The 16,040-nt window shown below is 39.1% G+C and carries 13 protein-coding genes; 7 read left to right on the forward strand and 6 right to left on the reverse strand.

The window, feature by feature from the left end:
* Positions 1 to 7 precede the first annotated feature (7 nt).
* The 3 genes from bsdcttw_RS24175 to bsdcttw_RS24185 form a co-directional block, all read right to left on the reverse strand.
* On the reverse strand, positions 8 to 244 hold the full coding sequence (locus bsdcttw_RS24175; RefSeq protein ID WP_185257311.1) for a hypothetical protein: 237 nt from the start codon (positions 242 to 244) through the stop codon (positions 8 to 10).
* 371 nt (positions 245 to 615) lie between these two features.
* Complete coding sequence (locus tag bsdcttw_RS24180) at positions 616 to 1,818, reverse strand: M15 family metallopeptidase (protein WP_185257312.1); 1,203 nt, start codon at positions 1,816 to 1,818, stop codon at positions 616 to 618.
* Positions 1,819 to 2,017: 199 nt separating this feature from the next.
* Positions 2,018 to 3,475: a nicotinate phosphoribosyltransferase gene (locus bsdcttw_RS24185; protein ID WP_185257313.1), complete on the reverse strand. Its 1,458-nt coding sequence runs from the start codon at positions 3,473 to 3,475 to the stop codon at positions 2,018 to 2,020.
* 335 nt (positions 3,476 to 3,810) lie between these two features.
* Here bsdcttw_RS24185 and bsdcttw_RS24190 point away from each other — a divergent pair, with 335 nt between their 5' ends.
* The 5 genes from bsdcttw_RS24190 (at position 3,811) to bsdcttw_RS24210 (ending at position 11,376) form a co-directional block, all read left to right on the forward strand.
* A complete protein-coding gene (locus tag bsdcttw_RS24190; RefSeq protein ID WP_185257314.1) occupies positions 3,811 to 5,808 on the forward strand; it encodes a leucine-rich repeat domain-containing protein in 1,998 nt (665 codons plus the stop codon).
* Positions 5,809 to 5,823: 15 nt separating this feature from the next.
* On the forward strand, positions 5,824 to 7,827 hold the full coding sequence (locus tag bsdcttw_RS24195; protein WP_185257315.1) for a leucine-rich repeat domain-containing protein: 2,004 nt from the start codon (positions 5,824 to 5,826) through the stop codon (positions 7,825 to 7,827).
* Positions 7,828 to 7,960: 133 nt separating this feature from the next.
* On the forward strand, positions 7,961 to 9,967 hold the full coding sequence (locus tag bsdcttw_RS24200) for a leucine-rich repeat domain-containing protein (protein WP_185257316.1): 2,007 nt from the start codon (positions 7,961 to 7,963) through the stop codon (positions 9,965 to 9,967).
* 147 nt (positions 9,968 to 10,114) lie between these two features.
* Complete coding sequence (locus bsdcttw_RS24205) at positions 10,115 to 10,846, forward strand: lysophospholipid acyltransferase family protein (RefSeq protein ID WP_185257317.1); 732 nt, start codon at positions 10,115 to 10,117, stop codon at positions 10,844 to 10,846.
* 68 nt (positions 10,847 to 10,914) lie between these two features.
* A complete protein-coding gene (locus tag bsdcttw_RS24210) occupies positions 10,915 to 11,376 on the forward strand; it encodes a hypothetical protein (RefSeq protein ID WP_185257318.1) in 462 nt (153 codons plus the stop codon).
* A gap of 41 nt (positions 11,377 to 11,417) precedes the next feature.
* Here the strand turns inward: bsdcttw_RS24210 and bsdcttw_RS24215 are convergent, their stop codons facing one another.
* The 3 genes from bsdcttw_RS24215 to bsdcttw_RS24225 are packed head-to-tail and all read right to left on the reverse strand — an operon-like array spanning position 11,418 to position 13,784.
* Positions 11,418 to 11,843 carry a DUF1934 domain-containing protein gene (locus bsdcttw_RS24215; protein ID WP_185257319.1) on the reverse strand — a complete coding sequence of 142 codons (426 nt, stop codon included), beginning with the start codon at positions 11,841 to 11,843 and terminating at the stop codon, positions 11,418 to 11,420.
* 38 nt (positions 11,844 to 11,881) lie between these two features.
* Positions 11,882 to 12,709, reverse strand: coding sequence for a glutamate racemase (murI, locus tag bsdcttw_RS24220; RefSeq protein ID WP_185257320.1), 828 nt, complete (start codon positions 12,707 to 12,709; stop codon positions 11,882 to 11,884).
* Positions 12,699 to 13,784, reverse strand: coding sequence for a D-alanine--D-alanine ligase family protein (locus bsdcttw_RS24225; protein ID WP_185257321.1), 1,086 nt, complete (start codon positions 13,782 to 13,784; stop codon positions 12,699 to 12,701). Before bsdcttw_RS24225 ends, murI begins: the two co-directional genes overlap by 11 nt.
* A 346-nt stretch (positions 13,785 to 14,130) precedes the next feature.
* Here bsdcttw_RS24225 and spoIIR point away from each other — a divergent pair, with 346 nt between their 5' ends.
* Both spoIIR and ispE read left to right on the forward strand, forming a co-directional pair.
* Positions 14,131 to 14,895, forward strand: coding sequence for a stage II sporulation protein R (gene spoIIR / locus bsdcttw_RS24230; protein WP_185257322.1), 765 nt, complete (start codon positions 14,131 to 14,133; stop codon positions 14,893 to 14,895).
* Positions 14,896 to 15,029: 134 nt separating this feature from the next.
* Positions 15,030 to 15,911 carry a 4-(cytidine 5'-diphospho)-2-C-methyl-D-erythritol kinase gene (gene ispE / locus bsdcttw_RS24235; protein WP_185257323.1) on the forward strand — a complete coding sequence of 294 codons (882 nt, stop codon included), beginning with the start codon at positions 15,030 to 15,032 and terminating at the stop codon, positions 15,909 to 15,911.
* Positions 15,912 to 16,040: the final 129 nt, after the last annotated feature.

A 16,040-nucleotide genomic window follows, 5' to 3' on the forward strand; every position in this document is an offset into this window, starting at 1 on the left:
CCCTAAATTACCTATGTTTTCTTAATATAAAAAACCTTATTATCCTATATATAGAAAACACTGTAACTCCTAGAGCTATCAAAACTGCCATCGCTGCAAATGCTGCTTTTAAAGTTGGATTGCTTATAAATGTAAGCGAACCAGCTAATAATATAAAAAAGAAGCACATAACAGGCAATAATTTTACTTTCTTCTCAGAACCATATATTTCAGTAAACAGATTCATTCCATTTTTATTATCCATAGAACCACTCCTATTAATATAATTCATCCATTAGCTCCATTATATTATAATCAGGTTATTTAGCAAATAGATCATACATATTCTGGTAAATTTTTTTGTATTCATCTTTGTGCTTCACCTTCGCTATTATCTAGTTTTTTCGTCGCACCTTTATATATCCTTATTGACGACATTGTACCATTATAATTCTCTATTGTTTTATTCTCCCATTAATTTGTGTTACTAATGTCTGTTTCTCATCCCCGCTATTAGCAGGCTACTTTTTTTCGTCAGTTTTCCGAAGGATAACTTCCTATAACATAAAAAGCTGCCGAAGGTATTTTCTACCCTTGGCAGCTAAGCTTTTGATATAATTATTCTGTTAATTAATACTAGGGTGTTTGCGTATCTGCACCACCTGCATCTCCATCCGCCGGTGCGTTTGTTGCATCCGTAGGGCTCGGCGTTACCTCCTCGGTAGGTGTAATCTCCGGTGTTTCTGTTACCTCTTGTGTCGGGGTAGCTGTCACAGTCGGTGTTACCTTATCAGGTTTCTTGGTAGGTTTTACAGAAGGAGTTGGAGTGGCACTTGGCTCTTCACTGGGTGTCGGGGTTTCAGTCGGAGTCGGCGTCGGTGTTTTCACCGGTGCTTTTGTAGGAACCTTAACATCATCCGGATTGATTCCGTATTCCTCCAGATTATCATAATTTATGCTCTCACTATAATCCTCGCTTGGCGTGAATTTGTAGTATTCCTCAAGGCACATATTATTCTCATAAAGGTATTTAGCCAGAGCTTTTCCAACATAACGTATATGCCATGGCTCAAAGGAATAGCCGGTTATACTGGTCTTATCCTCGGGATAACGTATGATAAAGCCATATAAGTGTGCGTTCTCAATTAACCATTGGTATTCATCTGTACTGGCAAAGGATTCATCAATATGATAGTTTACAGATTTTGTCGAGATATCTATTGCAAGGCCTGTCTGATGTTCACTATACCCCGGAACAGCTGAATACTGTAAAGTATGTCCCATTCCCTGTGTTTTTACATTATTGGTAAATATCTCATACTGTCTTTTATACGAGCGGTATGCCGAAACACCGCAAAGGGAAAGATTATCCCTCTCCGCAGCTTCAAAAAGCTCTTTTAGAGCTTCGGCGGCAGGTTTTCGCATTAATTTTTTTTCATCATAATAAGAAATTGAAAAGTTTACATCAGGTACCATTAAATCTGCCGGAACGTAGTCCGAGGGCAGCCTTAATTCTTTATTTACTAATACCGTCAGACTGTCAGGCGTTGTATCCAGTTCCACATTATCATTACCGGTTATCTCAGCTTCTTTGGTTGGATTACTCACAGGAGTATCCCCCTTAACAGAACTGTCATCATCTTTATCATATTCGCTGTCATTGTCCTTATATGATGAATTGTTATAAAAATGACCGGAAGCTGCAGACTCACTTGCGCTTGATAATCTTTTCAAGGAAAAATAGCCCATGCTGCCTATAAGGATAACCGGCAGCCCCACTAAGAGAAACCTTCTCATTCTTCTTTTCATTCTTCTGGTCTTTTTCCTATTGTTTAGCATATATTCCTCCATGTTGTATGTGGAAATTGTCCTACAATCTTCACATAAACGAACATTTGGCCATAAGGCCGCTCCCTATCGGACGTGAACTGTCTTTTATTTTACACTTACTATCAATCGGGTCTAGGCGCATTCAAGCATAAGTGAAATTGCCATTTATAATCCACACTCACATCCAGTTTTAATAAAACACAATCCCTTAATTGTTTCCAGCTATATTAATGCTGTCAAGCAGAGTATGCTTTAGCTGATATAAGTCATTCGATAAATCCACATATACATCATGGGGATTTACAAGTCGTCTGGTCTCATCCCAAAGGGTATCAAGCTCCCTCTGGCAATAATCTCTGATATCCATGACACTGGGTGATTCGTACACACATTTTCCTTGTAAGAAGATGGGGCGCAGCAGCTCACGCAGCGTATAACTGCCGCCTTTTAAATAGGTCTTCTTCCAGGTTGCCATCGGGTCAAAAATCTTAAGGGGATATTCCTCCTTATAGACCTCATCTGCCATACAGATTAAATCTGCTTTAATCTTACCCGTTTCTTTTTCATATATTCTGTATATTGTCTTATTACCGGGATTAGTTATCTTCCATTGATTCTCAGACAATTTTATCTTTGGTATGAATTCCTTCCCCTTCTTTATAGCAGCAAGCTTGTACACACCGCCGAAGGCAGGACAGTCCTTGGAGGTAATAAGGTTTGTTCCAACCCCCCAGGAATTAATTGCGGCTCCCTGGGTCTTAAGGGAGTCTATTAAGTATTCGTCAAGGTCACTGGAGGCTACAATTGTTGCATCGTAGTACCCTGCTTCATTTAACATCTTTCTGGCTTTTTTGGAAAGGTAGGCAAGATCCCCGCTGTCTAAACGGATTCCGTATTTTAATGGCATCTTCCCTGCTTCTTTTAATTCGTTAAACACCTTGATAGCATTTGGCAAACCGGAACGAAGTGTGTCATAGGTATCCACCAAAAGCGTGGTATTCTGGGGATATAACTTAGCATATTCACGAAAAGCCGTAATCTCATCTTCAAAGCTCATAATCCAGCTGTGGGCATGGGTTCCAAGAGCCGGCACATCAAACATCTTAGCTGTTAAAACATTGCTGGTACCGACACAGCCTCCTATTACCGCCGCTCTGGCTCCATAGATCCCGGCATCCGGCCCCTGGGCTCTTCTAAGTCCGAACTCCATAACCGGTTCTCCCTTGGCTGCATAACAGACTCTGGAAGCCTTAGTAGCAATCAAGCTTTGATGATTAATAATATTTAAAATTGCAGTCTCTATAAGCTGTGCTTCAATAATCGGTGCAATTACCTTAAGCAAAGGTTCCATCGGAAAGACTACCGTGCCTTCTTCTACCGCATAGATATCCCCGGTAAAATGAAAGTCCTTCAAGTAACTCAAAAAGTCCTCTTCAAACATCTTAAGACTTCTTAAATAACTGATATCCTCATCCGTAAAGCAAAGATCTCTGACATATTCAATCACCTGTTCTAATCCGGCACATATAGAATACCCGCTGCCAGAGGGGTTGTTCCGATAAAACACGTCAAATACAACCGTTTCATTAGAATTATTTTTATAGTATCCCTGCATCATAGTCAGTTCATAGAAGTCCGTCAGCAGTGTCAGATTCTCTCTTCCCATAATTCCTTCTTTCCGGAAATTTCGCATTCTTATCCTATATTCCCTTTTTTTATCCATAGTATAGACCGTATACCCCTTCTTAAACAGGTAACGGTCTTTCCTAGTTATTATAACACATTATTCGTAGAGTACAAGAAATTGAAGCATTTTTAATTAACTTTAAGGAAATTGTAAATTATGAATAAAGTCTAAATTTGTCATCTTTTCAAAAATGAGGAAATCTTATATAATGATTTTGTTTTATGTTTTCGTTTTCACAATGTCGTATCGCAGTTTATTTGTGGCACTTCCAAGATTCACAAGAGTATAAGGGTATATTAACAGGGAGGATTATTATGACTAACAAAAGAAAGATCTTACAACGAGCAGTAATATTACTGCTGATCATCAGCTTGCTGCCAATAATGGAACCCATGCAGAGTTATGCAGCAAGCAAGGACTTTGATATTAATTCCGATGGTGTTCTTCTTCATTACTATGGAAAAGATTCTAAGGTAACCATACCTTCTAATGTAAAATCAATAGCAGATGCATTTACATCAAACACTTATGTAAAAGAAATTATTATCCCGGGTAATGTGAAAGTAATTGGTCAGGATGTATTCTATGGCTGTAAAAGTCTAAGAAAAGTCACCATAAAAAAAGGCGTAAAAGAAATACAGTCAGGTGCTTTTATCTGGTGCTCTAATCTTACGGACGTTACAATTCCAAGCGATGTAAAGTTAACCGGAAGCCATGTCTTTCGAGGCACTGCCTGGCAGTTAAAACACGCAAAGAACGGCTTTAGCGTAGTGAACGGATATTTAGAGGAATATATCGGAAACAGTTCTGTCTTAACCATACCGGGTAATGTAAGAGTTATGCTGGGTGGTGCTTTTACTTATACCAACAATGTAAAGGAGCTTACTATTCCCGGAACAGTTAAGATTATTGATGACAGTGCGGCATCTAACTTGGGATTAAAGAAATTAACTATAAAAGAAGGTGTTCAAACTTTTGGGATGAGTGCCTTTGCCAGCAGTCAGAATCTTGAATCCGTAGTAATACCAGGCTCCGTTAAATCTATCGGTCAAAATGCTTTTGCTTATAGTCCAAAATTAAAGAGCATTACCATAAAGAAAGGTACTACCACCCTTGAAAATGGTGTTTTTTACAGAGATGAAAAATTAGCAGAAGTAAATCTGCCGGATAGTATTATACATATAGGCGGAGATGCCTTTAACGGTACACCCTGGTTCGAAAAATCCAAAAAGGAATTTTTAACTGCGGGAAAAATCTTAATAAAATATAATGGTAAGAAATCTACATTATCCATTCCTTCATCTATTCAATACATAGGTGGAAATGCTTTCTCTGAAAACACATCCTTACAGGAAGTCATATTGCCGGATACTTTGAAGGGACTTGGAATTAATTCCTTTTCCAAGTGCGAGAATTTAACGAAAATCACCATCCCTGAGGGTATTACCAGCTTACCAGATGGAATCTTTTATAAGTGCTCCAATCTGTCTCAGGTAATCCTCCCGGATTCCCTTACTTCAATTGGGGAGGAGGCCTTCTATGAATGCTCCCATTTAGAAAAGCTGGATATCCCTAAAAAGGTAATGGAATTTGGTATAAATGCCTTTTACTCAAATCCTTGGATTTTTTCTTATCCCGAAAAAGTTGTTATCATCAATAATATTCTCCTTAGCTATTATGCAGGAGATACTGTCTATCAGATACCTGATACGGTAAAACATATTTCGCCCTATGCCTTTGCAGATGCATATACCACCCAAAAAGTAATATTACCAGAAGCAATGCGTACCATAGAACCCTATGCCTTTGCTAATTCCAGACTTGAATCCATAGAGTTTTCCAAAAATCTGAAAGTAATAGGCGAATATGCATTTTCCAGATGCAACTTAAAGTCTGTAATAATCCCGGATACCGTTACTGAATTAGACTCCAATGCTTTTGAAAACTCTTACAGCCTGGAATCTGTTGTTCTGCCCGGTTCTCTAAAGGCAATGGGAACCTATATCTTTGCAGACTGTGAAAAGCTGACCAAGGTTACCCTAAAGACCGGCATTACTTTTATTCCTGAGCGTATGTTCTGGAACTGCACCGGTCTAAAGAGTATTTCCATTCCCAATACGGTAAAATTAATCAACTTCCAGGCTTTTCAGAACTGTCAAAAGCTTGAGAGCATAACAATTCCCAGTTCCGTAAAAGAAATACACTCTAGTGCTTTTGATTATGCAGGTACCAAACTAATTATTTGTGCCCCGGGTTCCGCTGCATCTGCGTTTGCAAAAGAAAAGCACATTAAGACTAAGAATATTAAATAACAGGGAGGATTTATGATGACTAACAAGAAAAAGTTCATACGAAGAGCACTTACATTTCTGCTGATTATCAGCCTGCTGCCATTAGTAAGTACAGGGCAGGGCTATGCTGCAACCCAGCAATTCGATATTGATTCAGACGGTGTTCTTTACCATTATTACGGTAAAGATACAAAGGTAACTATACCTTCTAACGTTAAATGGATCGCAATGAATGCCTTTTCCTATAACACTGCCATAAGGGAAGTTACTATTCCCGGGAATGTTAAAATAATCGGTTCTGAAGCTTTCAGGGAATGTACGAACCTTAGAAAGGTTACACTGAAAAAAGGTGTACAGGAACTATACGGGGCAGCTTTTATCTTTTGTACCAATCTTACGGATGTCACTATTCCAGGTAATGTGAAACTAACCGGAGGAAATGTATTTCGAGGAACTGCATGGCAGAAAAGCCATGCAAAGAACGGATTCAGTGTCGTAAACGGATACCTAGAGGAATATATCGGAAACAGTACTACCTTAACTATTCCGAGCAACGTGAAGGAAATTTTATACGGCGCTCTTTTTAACATCAGCTATGATTTAAAGGAACTTACAATCCCCGGTAATGTAAAGGTAATTGATAAGGATGCCCTGTCGGACTCAGGACTGAAAAAACTAACGATCAAAGAAGGTGTTGAAATCATTGGTGACACTGCCTTTGCCCGCAGTAGAAATCTTGAAACATTGATAATCCCGGGTTCCGTAAAATCCATTGGTAAGTACTCTTTTATGCAAAGCCCTAAATTAAAGAGCGTTACCATAAAACAGGGAGCCACTTCCATTGAAGAAGGGGCTTTTGTCGAGGACTATAAATTAACAGAAATAAATCTTCCAACCTCCATTACCCACGTGGGAGAGAAAGCTTTTCACAAAACGCCCTGGTTTGAGAAGTCAAAAAAGGAATTCCTAACTGCCGGTAAGATCTTAATAAAATACAACGGTAAAAAAACAAGCTTAACTATACCGGATTCTCTCCAATACATAGCGGGAGATGCACTGTCAGGCAACGATTCCCTGCGGGAAGTTATATTGCCGGCCTCCTTAAAAGAGCTTGGCGCTAACAGCTTTTCTGACTGTACAAAGCTGACTAAGATTATTATACCCAACGGAATTACTATGCTACCAAATAGTGTTTTCTCAGGATGTACCAGTCTGTCTGAGGTGTCCCTTCCCGATTCCCTTGTCTCCATTGAAGATGGTGCCTTTTCTAATTGCACCAGCCTGAAAAATTTGAATATCCCAAAGACAGTAAAGGAATTTGGACTTAATGCATTCCGCTCGAACCCATGGGTTTTCTCTTATCCGGATAAGGCTGCAATCATCAACCATGTCCTGATAAAGTATTATGGCGACGATGAGGTTTATCAGATTCCTGATACCGTAACGCATATTACACCCTATGCTTTTGATTCCATAGAATTTACAAAAAAAGTAATATTACCGGAAGGAATGAAAGTGATAGATCCTTATGCCTTTGCGAATTCCAGAATGGAATCCATTGAGTTTTCCAAAAATCTTACTGTAATAGGTGACTTTGCCTTTTCAAGATGCAATTTAAAATCCGTGACAATCCCGGATACCGTAACAGATATAGGAACTAATGCTTTTGAAAGTTCTTCCAGATTGAAATCTGCTGTTATCCCAGGTTCCCTCAATAATCCAAGTACTTTTATGTTCTTGTTCTGCGAGAACCTCACCAAGGTAACTATTAAAAAAGGGCTTACCTTAATTCCCAATCGTATGTTCTGGGGTTGCTCCAGCCTTAACAGTATCAATATTCCAACTACCGTCAAAGAAATAGATTTCCAGGCCTTTGAAAACTGCTATAGCCTAAAGAGTATAACGATTCCGGGCTCTGTAAAGGAAATAGCTTCGACAGCTTTTGAAAATTCCGGTGTAAGCCTAATGATATGTTCCACGAATTCCGAGGCCTATAAGTTTGCGTTAAAGAACAATATTAAGACAAAGAAGATTTCGTGATACCCCAACATTGACTTAACAAAATATCACAGATTTACCGGTAGAATTTTTGGAGTAGACAGGAGCAATTTCAAGAATACACAGAAACAGTTTCTGTTTATCAATTAATAGCAACCATACAAAGGGAGAGAGCATGGATTTATTCAAAAGAACCGGTTTTTGCCGGATAATTATACTTTTACTGATTATTAGTTTATTTCCGCTATCAGGCCCAATACCTGGCTACGCCGCAGGAAGCGGGTTCGAAATCGATAGTGACGGTTACCTGGTAAAATACAGCGGAAACGCTTCCAAACTGACCTTGCCGTCCAATATAAAGTATATTGCTGCGGGTGCATTTTCCGGCAATACCTCCTTAAAAGAAGTAACTATTCCCGGAACTGTAAAAACAGTCGGGGACTCTGCTTTTGAAAAATGCAGTAATTTAAGAAAAGTGACAGTAAAAAAAGGTGTTAAAGAAATTCAGGGAGGTACTTTTATCTGGTGTTCCAATCTTACGGAGGTAACCCTTCCCAGTGATACACAAATTACCGGAAGTGCCGTATTCAGAGGTACTCCCTGGCAGAAAAAGAATGCTAAGAACGGTTTTAGTGTTGTAAACGGTGCTCTGGAGGAATATATAGGGGACAGCACCAAATTAACCATACCGGATAATGTAAAGATCATTCTGCAGGAATCACTTATTAATATTGGCTACCGCCTGACAGAGCTAACCATACCGGGAAGTGTCAAAACCATTGACACTATGGCCCTTTCCAACTCCAGTTTAAAAAAATTAACTTTAAAAGACGGCATTCAGACTATTAAAAATAATGCCTTTGCAGGATGTTATAACCTTACCTCTGTTGTAATACCCGGTACCATTAAAAATATCGGCGAGTATGCTTTCGCTAACTGCCAGAGCCTAAAAAGTGTTACTATAAAAAATGGGGCACTGTCATTAGGAGATGGTACCTTTTCAGGAGACACTAAGCTTACGGAAATAAATCTTCCCGCCTCTCTCATTTCGGTGGGCAGTGATGCTTTTTCAAAAACCCCCTGGCTTACTAATCCTAAAAAAAGTATCCTTACCGCCGGTAAAATTCTGATCCGGTACAATGGCAGGGATACTTCCGTAACACTGCCGGCTGCCATTCAATATATTGGAAGCAACGCCTTTGAAGGCAATACCTCAATTAAAGAAGTTACTTTACCGGATAATCTAAAACATATCGGAACAAAAGCCTTTAGCGGATGCACCAGCCTGACTAAAATCATCATTCCAAGTGGCATTAAAACGCTGCCTTTGGGTGTTTTTAAGGGTTGCTCAAAACTGACAGATGTCACCTTGCCGGAAGGGCTTACCACCATCGGAGATGTTGCATTTTCGGAATGCACCCATCTTGAAAAACTGAATATTCCAAAAAGTGTGAAGGAATTCGGAGGAAATGCCTTTAAATCCAATCCTTGGCTCTATTCCTACCCGGACAAAGCTGCAATAGTCAATCATTTTTTATTAAAATACTATGGTGATGAATCTACTTACCAGATTCCGGCGGATGTTAAAAGCATTGCAACCTATGCTTTCGATGAAACTCAATTCACAGATATCGTAATACTACCGGAAGGAATGACAAGTATTGGTGTATTAGCCTTTAGCAATTCCAAAATTAAAGGCGTGAAATTTTCCAGTACAATCAAGAGTATAGAAGATCGTGCGTTCTCCCGATGCAGCCTGGAGTCCATTTATATTCCAAGCACAGTTACATCAATCGGAGCCAATGCTTTTGAAAATAATTATAATCTGAAGACTGCCAACATACCAGCCTCGATAAGGGAAATGGGCCTTTATGTCTTCCTCTTCTGTAAGAATCTCAAGACAGTTAACTTAGAGAAGGGTCTTACCTTCATTCCTCCAAGGACCTTTTGGGGTTGTGAAAGTTTAAGCAATGTTATTGTACCAAATACCGTGAAAAGACTGGGATTTCAGACCTTTGAACAGTGCACTTCCCTAAAGACAATAACCTTACCAAAATCCATAATCGAAATCGATTCCTCCGCTTTTGAAGGTGCAGGTCTTCAAGTTATCATCTGCTCTAAAGGCTCCAATGCCTATGAGTTTGCAAAGAAAAAAGGTTATAAAACAAAGAGCCTGTCTTAGCACTGCCCAGTATAAATAACACCTATTTCAGCACCCTCTTTTATGCTGGCAGTACTAGCCTAAAATGTTTAACATACATCTAATTTAATTGAGCAAACTACCTTCATATGATATAATGATTATAACGAAACCATCACAGGAGGGTTTATGAGAACCTTAATCACCGTATTGTTTTTACTAGTATTTTTTATTGTCAGTCTCCCTTTGTTCCTATACGAAATGCTGCTTGGCAAAATCAATCCCAGAAAGAAGGTTGCGTCTTCCCAAAGGATTGTTTCATGGGCCTTTCGTGTGGTACTTTTCCTTAGCGGCGCCAGCTGTGAGGTAAAAGGTCTTGAAAATATTCCGAAGGATACTGCTGTATTATATGTCTCTAACCATCGCAGCTATTTCGATATTGTTCTTGGTTACACCACGGTACCCACACTAACAGGTTTTGTAGCTAAGAAGGAGATCAAGAAAATTCCAATACTAAGGGTCTGGATGAAGTACCTGAACTGCCTGTTCTTAGACAGGGATAATCCCAGAGAAGGTCTTAAGATGATACTTACCGGAGTTGATATGATAAAACAGGGTTATTCTGTCTTTATCTCACCGGAAGGAACCAGAAACCACGGCAAAGAAATGCTCCCCTTTAAAGAAGGCAGTTTAAAGATAGCAGAAAAGGCTGTTTGCCCTATTATCCCGGTAGCAATTACCAATACAGACAACCTGTTCGAAAACCACTTTCCCTGGATTAGAAAAGCCCATGTGGCAATTGAATACGGAGCACCGGTTTATCCTGATACATTAACCAAAGAAGAGCGTAAATTCCTTGGGTCCCATGTTCAGAATATCATTCGGACAATGCTTCAGAAAAATGAAGAAGGGCTTGTTTAATCTCTTGAACTTTTCCACAAATAATGATACAATAAATCCATTGCAAATTTCGGGGAAGGAGGTAGAATGTGAGCACTGGTTGGATAATATTAATTGTAGTTCTGGTTGTAGTTCTTGCGGCACTCATCGTCCTTTCCATCTACGGAAGAAAGCTCCAGAAAAGATCTGAAGAAGGTCAAGCCCAGATGAGGGCAGGCGCACAATCAGTATCTATTTTAGTAATAGATAAAAAGCGCATAAAACTAACGGAAGCCGATCTGCCAAAGATTGTTGTGGATCAGACTCCCAAGTATCTGCGCCGTTCAAAGGTTCCTATTGTGAAAGCAAAAATCGGACCTAAGATTATGAATTTAATGTGCGATGATAAGATTTTCGATCTCATTCCTGTAAAAAAGGAAGTGAAGGCCGTTATGAACGGTATCTATATCATGGATGTAAAGGGATTACGTGCTAATTTGGACGTAAAGCCTGAAAAGAAAAAATTATTTGCAAGACTTACAAGCAAATTTGTAAAAAAGGGAAATTCCTAAAAAAAAACCGGCGTATTTTAACAAATACGGCGGTTCTTTTTTTATTGCTTCTTTGATGTTATTTTCATTTGTATCTGGCAATCTGCTACAAAGGAATAATTGATATCAAGGCTATAATGAATCAGAAGTGACAATTTGTCTTCCTCTTCCTCCAATTGTATCTTTGTAGTATAGATACCAATCTGCAAGTCTCCATAAGGAGTATTGTAAAAGGTACTATTCTTCTTTCCGGTCTCAAATACCATATGGACATTATTGGAGCCTCTTTTAATAATGTCTATCTGCTCATTTGCAGCTTTTACCGTACAGCTGGTTATACCTTCCATATCTTCCAGTATCTCTTCATAACAGATATAATGCTTTCCGTTCTTATTATAATACTGTCCTATGGATATTACTTCGATAGGCTCGTCCTTATCAATCTCGTACTGAAGTCCGGATATGGAAACCAATACATCTTTTTTCATGAAAACCTCCAGGTGGCGCGCTTTGGCGCGGATTCAAATCAAAAGTGCCCCAACGAATCTGCAAAACTCTCTATATTAACGTCTTCTGTCTCAACCACATCACAGGGAAGTATCGTGTTGGCAAAACGTTTGAATTTATCCGCTCCGTCGCTTACATAAAACTTATGCTCTTTGTGTGGGCCTATATTTTCAAGACCAGCCTGTATAAGAACCTGTCTTAGTTCAATAGCTGTCTCATATGCCGGGTTTACTAGCCTTACATCTTCACCTACAATGGAACCGATTATATTTCTGATAAGAGGGTAATGTGTACAGCCAAGTACCAGCGTATCAATATTAATTTCTAGCAGACTGCTTATATATCTTTTGGCTACCTCTACTGTTACCGGGTCGGTCAGCCATCCCTCCTCCACCAGGGGCACAAATAAGGGACATGCTTTCCCATAAACTCTGACCTCCGGATTCAGTTCCTTGATATAAGTATTATAAATACCGCTGTTAATTGTACCCTCTGTACCAATGATACCGATATTACCATTCTTGGTTGTCATGGAAGCCACTTTAGCTCCCGGTTTCACCACTCCGATTACCGGAATGGATACTTCCTTTGCTACTGTTTCAAGGGCCAGAGCACTTGCTGTATTACAAGCTATAACAATAGCTTTAACGTCCTTTGTCTGTAAAAATTTTATAATCTGCCTGGAATAGGCAATAATGGTCTTTTGTGATTTACTTCCGTATGGAACTCTTGCGGTATCTCCGAAATAGACTATTGTTTCATCCGGAATCTGGCGCATAATTTCTCTCGCTACCGTCAGTCCTCCGATGCCGGAATCAAATACACCGATAGGTGCGTTACAAGGCATCTCTTTCTCCTCCTGCTTCAACTGATCTGGCAAAGGCAAGCTGCAATAATTTTTCAACCAATTGAGGCTTCCCGATTCCTTTGCCTTCCCAAAGCATGGGATACATGCTGATTGAGGTAAAGCCGGGCATGGTATTAATTTCGTTAAAAATCACTTCTCCGGTACTTCTATCTACGAAAAAGTCTACTCTGGACAAACCATGTCCGTCCACTGCCTTAAAGATCTTTAAGGCATAATCTCTGATTGTTTCCGCTGCACCTGCCGGTAATTCAGGAGAGAGAATCGTCTTAGATTCAGCGTTGTTATATTTTGCATCATAATCATAGAAATCTGCAGCTGCAACAATTTCTCCCACGCCGGAAGCTTTCGGTTCATTGCCGCCAAGGACTGCACATTCTACTTCACGACCGTTAATCGTCTCTTCTACCAATATTTTGCGGTCATGCTCTGCGGCAAGATTTAAACCGCTAATCAGCTCTTCTTTTGTTCCGGCTTTGGAGATACCTCTGGAAGAACCTGCATTGGAAGGTTTAATAAATACCGGATAGGAAAGAGCATTCTCAATGGTTTTTACAACTCCCTCCATATCAGTCAGATCCTTCTTCATAACTGCAACATATTTTGCCTGTCTGATACCGATGCTGTCTACGATTATTTTGGTATACAATTTATCCATGGATACGGCAGAAGCTAACACACCACATCCTACATACGGTATCTTAGCCAGCTCTAAAAGGCCCTGCACAGTTCCGTCTTCTCCATAAAGGCCATGAAGCACTGGAAAAACAACATCTATTTTCACAAGTTCTGATACTTTACCATTTAACAGTAAAACACTCTTCAAGGAAGCATCCGGTAAAAGCACGGCGGTTTCCGTATTATTTCTCCAAGTACCGGAAGTTATCTCTTCCGTATTACTAACTTTCAGCCATTTTCCCTCTTTTGTGATACCTATTATGAGAATCTGGTATATATCTGCATTAATATTACTTATAACGGTAGTAGCGGAAACGCAAGATACCTCATGCTCAGAGGACTGACCTCCGAACAGCACTGCAACTGTTTTTTTATTCATATTAATATCCTTTCCAATACCTGCTGCTTTTGGCAACAGGCACAATTTTGTAACCTACATATACATAAGGAAGTTCAAATCTATCTTTATTCTTTTATATTCATTTTGATATTACAAAATATAGATATTATGCACAAATCACCACACCTTTTTCAGTGCCGGCACAAAAAATAAGCATTGTTATATCTATTTTATACTTATAGCTTTTTTTATTCTACTCTTTCTTTTTATAAATCGCAAGGTTTTTATTCTTTTCACTTCTTTTGTTTAAATATTCTCTTCCCCGCCTATACTTAAATAAAAGAAATTATACATTGATGTATCTATACATAGAGGAGGATAATCGTTGAAGCAACCAGACTTTCATATTTTATTATCTAACTGGAAGAAAAATACCAGGAATTCATTTTTTCTACATATGAAAATCATTCTATCCGATAAGGGAAACTTAAGAAATATACTGGCGTCTTTCGTATTATGTTTAATCTGTATTTTCTTATCTGTCAGAGCTTTAAATGACAGTTATACCAAAAGCGCTGAAGCTATGCAAAAGGATATTGCATCTGAAATATTGCGTTTTCACGTTATTGCCAACAGTGATTCTACCGAAGACCAGGCCTTAAAGTTAAAAGTAAAATCTGCAGTGACCACAAGCCTTTATCCGGTATTATCCGGTGTCACGGATATCAGTACCGCAAAAGAACTTGTCAGTGTCAAATTAGACAGCATTGAAGCACTGGCAGAAAAAGTAATCAAAGATAACGGTTATCATTATACCGTTACTGCCTCCCTGGAAGAAGGATATTTTCCCTTAAAGGTCTATGGTGACCTCACCCTTCCCCCGGGAAAGTATGAAGCCTTAAGAATTGAAATAGGAAAAGCTGCGGGCCAGAATTGGTGGTGTATTATGTATCCTCCTCTCTGCTTCGTAGATGCTACCTACAGCGTTGTCCCAAAAGAATCTAAGGCACAGCTAAAACAAGTCTTATCAGAAGATGAGTACAACTCTGTCTTTTCTGATAAAAAAGCCGAAATAAAAATTAAATTCAAATTATTTGAGACAATTAAGGATTATTTCTCAAAGAAGACTGCTTCTAAGGATGGTCATTGATTCTATTTGCCCATATGTTTTTGCCTGTTTGTTAATATTTTTGTATGCCTTTCTTGCATTGTGCTTTTTCTAAGATTATAATAGAATAACATGATTTTCGAATCTATAATACTTTCACACCAGAAGGAGTATCCATGAATTCCATTAAGCTGAAAGCATATGCAAAAATTAACCTTGGCCTAGATGTAATAAGAAAAAGAGAAGATGGTTACCACGAAGTCCGTATGATTATGCAGACAATTGGTTTATATGATAAAGTATCTATTCTCCGGACGAATAACACCTCAATAACAGTAAAAACAAACCTGCCCTATCTTCCCGTAGATGAAAATAATTTGGTGTACAAAGCTGCAGCACTGATTAAGAATACCTACCAAATAAGCCAGGGTGTCCATATCATATTGGACAAAAAGATACCTGTTGCCGCAGGCCTTGCCGGCGGAAGCAGTGACGCTGCAACCGTGCTTTATGGTTTAAACAGGCTCTTTCATCTGAATCTTCCCAAAGAGGAGTTGATGGCTCTGGGTCTTAAGCTTGGTGCAGATGTACCTTACTGTCTTATGCGAGGTACCGCATTGTCGGAAGGAATTGGTGAAAAACTGACGGCACTCCCTCCTTTCCCCTTTTGTTATGTACTGATTGTTAAACCTGGAATTAACGTATCCACCCGATATGTCTATGAGAACCTGAAATTAAATGATTCGGTTAAGCACCCAAACATAGACGCTATTGTCTCTGCCATTAAAACCAATGACTTAAGAGAGGCCGTAAGTCATTTTGACAACGTTCTTGAAACAGTTACGGTAAAGGATTACCCTATAATCGGGCAGATTAAGGAACAACTAATGGCTTCCGGTGCTATTACTTCCCTAATGAGCGGAAGCGGTCCTACTGTTTTTGGACTTTATGATAGTAAAGAGAAGGCAGAACGCTCATTTTATCAATTTAAAACCGGAAACCTTGGGAAACAGGTATATTTAACAGGCCTGTACCAGCCAAGACTTAAATTATCATAAGCTATTAATTTTGTAGAGCTTTTGCTTTTCTTTTTATATGAATTCTAATACCTGCGGTTCAAATTTTCATACTTTGAGCGGAAGGTTATTTTGTCTTTGAAAAACCTCATTATTTTCTCATAATCTTCC

Source organism: Anaerocolumna chitinilytica (assembly GCF_014218355.1).
Lineage (GTDB): Bacteria > Bacillota > Clostridia > Lachnospirales > Lachnospiraceae > Anaerocolumna > Anaerocolumna chitinilytica.

Coding starts and splice junctions, on each gene's coding strand:
- bsdcttw_RS24175 (WP_185257311.1), bottom strand. CDS start 244: ATGGATAATAAAAATGGAATGAATCTGTTTACTGAAATATATGGTTCT.
- bsdcttw_RS24180 (WP_185257312.1), bottom strand. CDS start 1,818: ATGCTAAACAATAGGAAAAAGACCAGAAGAATGAAAAGAAGAATGAGA.
- bsdcttw_RS24185 (WP_185257313.1), bottom strand. CDS start 3,475: ATGGGAAGAGAGAATCTGACACTGCTGACGGACTTCTATGAACTGACT.
- bsdcttw_RS24190 (WP_185257314.1), top strand. CDS start 3,811: ATGACTAACAAAAGAAAGATCTTACAACGAGCAGTAATATTACTGCTG.
- bsdcttw_RS24195 (WP_185257315.1), top strand. CDS start 5,824: ATGACTAACAAGAAAAAGTTCATACGAAGAGCACTTACATTTCTGCTG.
- bsdcttw_RS24200 (WP_185257316.1), top strand. CDS start 7,961: ATGGATTTATTCAAAAGAACCGGTTTTTGCCGGATAATTATACTTTTA.
- bsdcttw_RS24205 (WP_185257317.1), top strand. CDS start 10,115: ATGAGAACCTTAATCACCGTATTGTTTTTACTAGTATTTTTTATTGTC.
- bsdcttw_RS24215 (WP_185257319.1), bottom strand. CDS start 11,843: ATGAAAAAAGATGTATTGGTTTCCATATCCGGACTTCAGTACGAGATT.
- murI (WP_185257320.1), bottom strand. CDS start 12,709: ATGCCTTGTAACGCACCTATCGGTGTATTTGATTCCGGCATCGGAGGA.
- bsdcttw_RS24225 (WP_185257321.1), bottom strand. CDS start 13,784: ATGAATAAAAAAACAGTTGCAGTGCTGTTCGGAGGTCAGTCCTCTGAG.
- ispE (WP_185257323.1), top strand. CDS start 15,030: ATGAATTCCATTAAGCTGAAAGCATATGCAAAAATTAACCTTGGCCTA.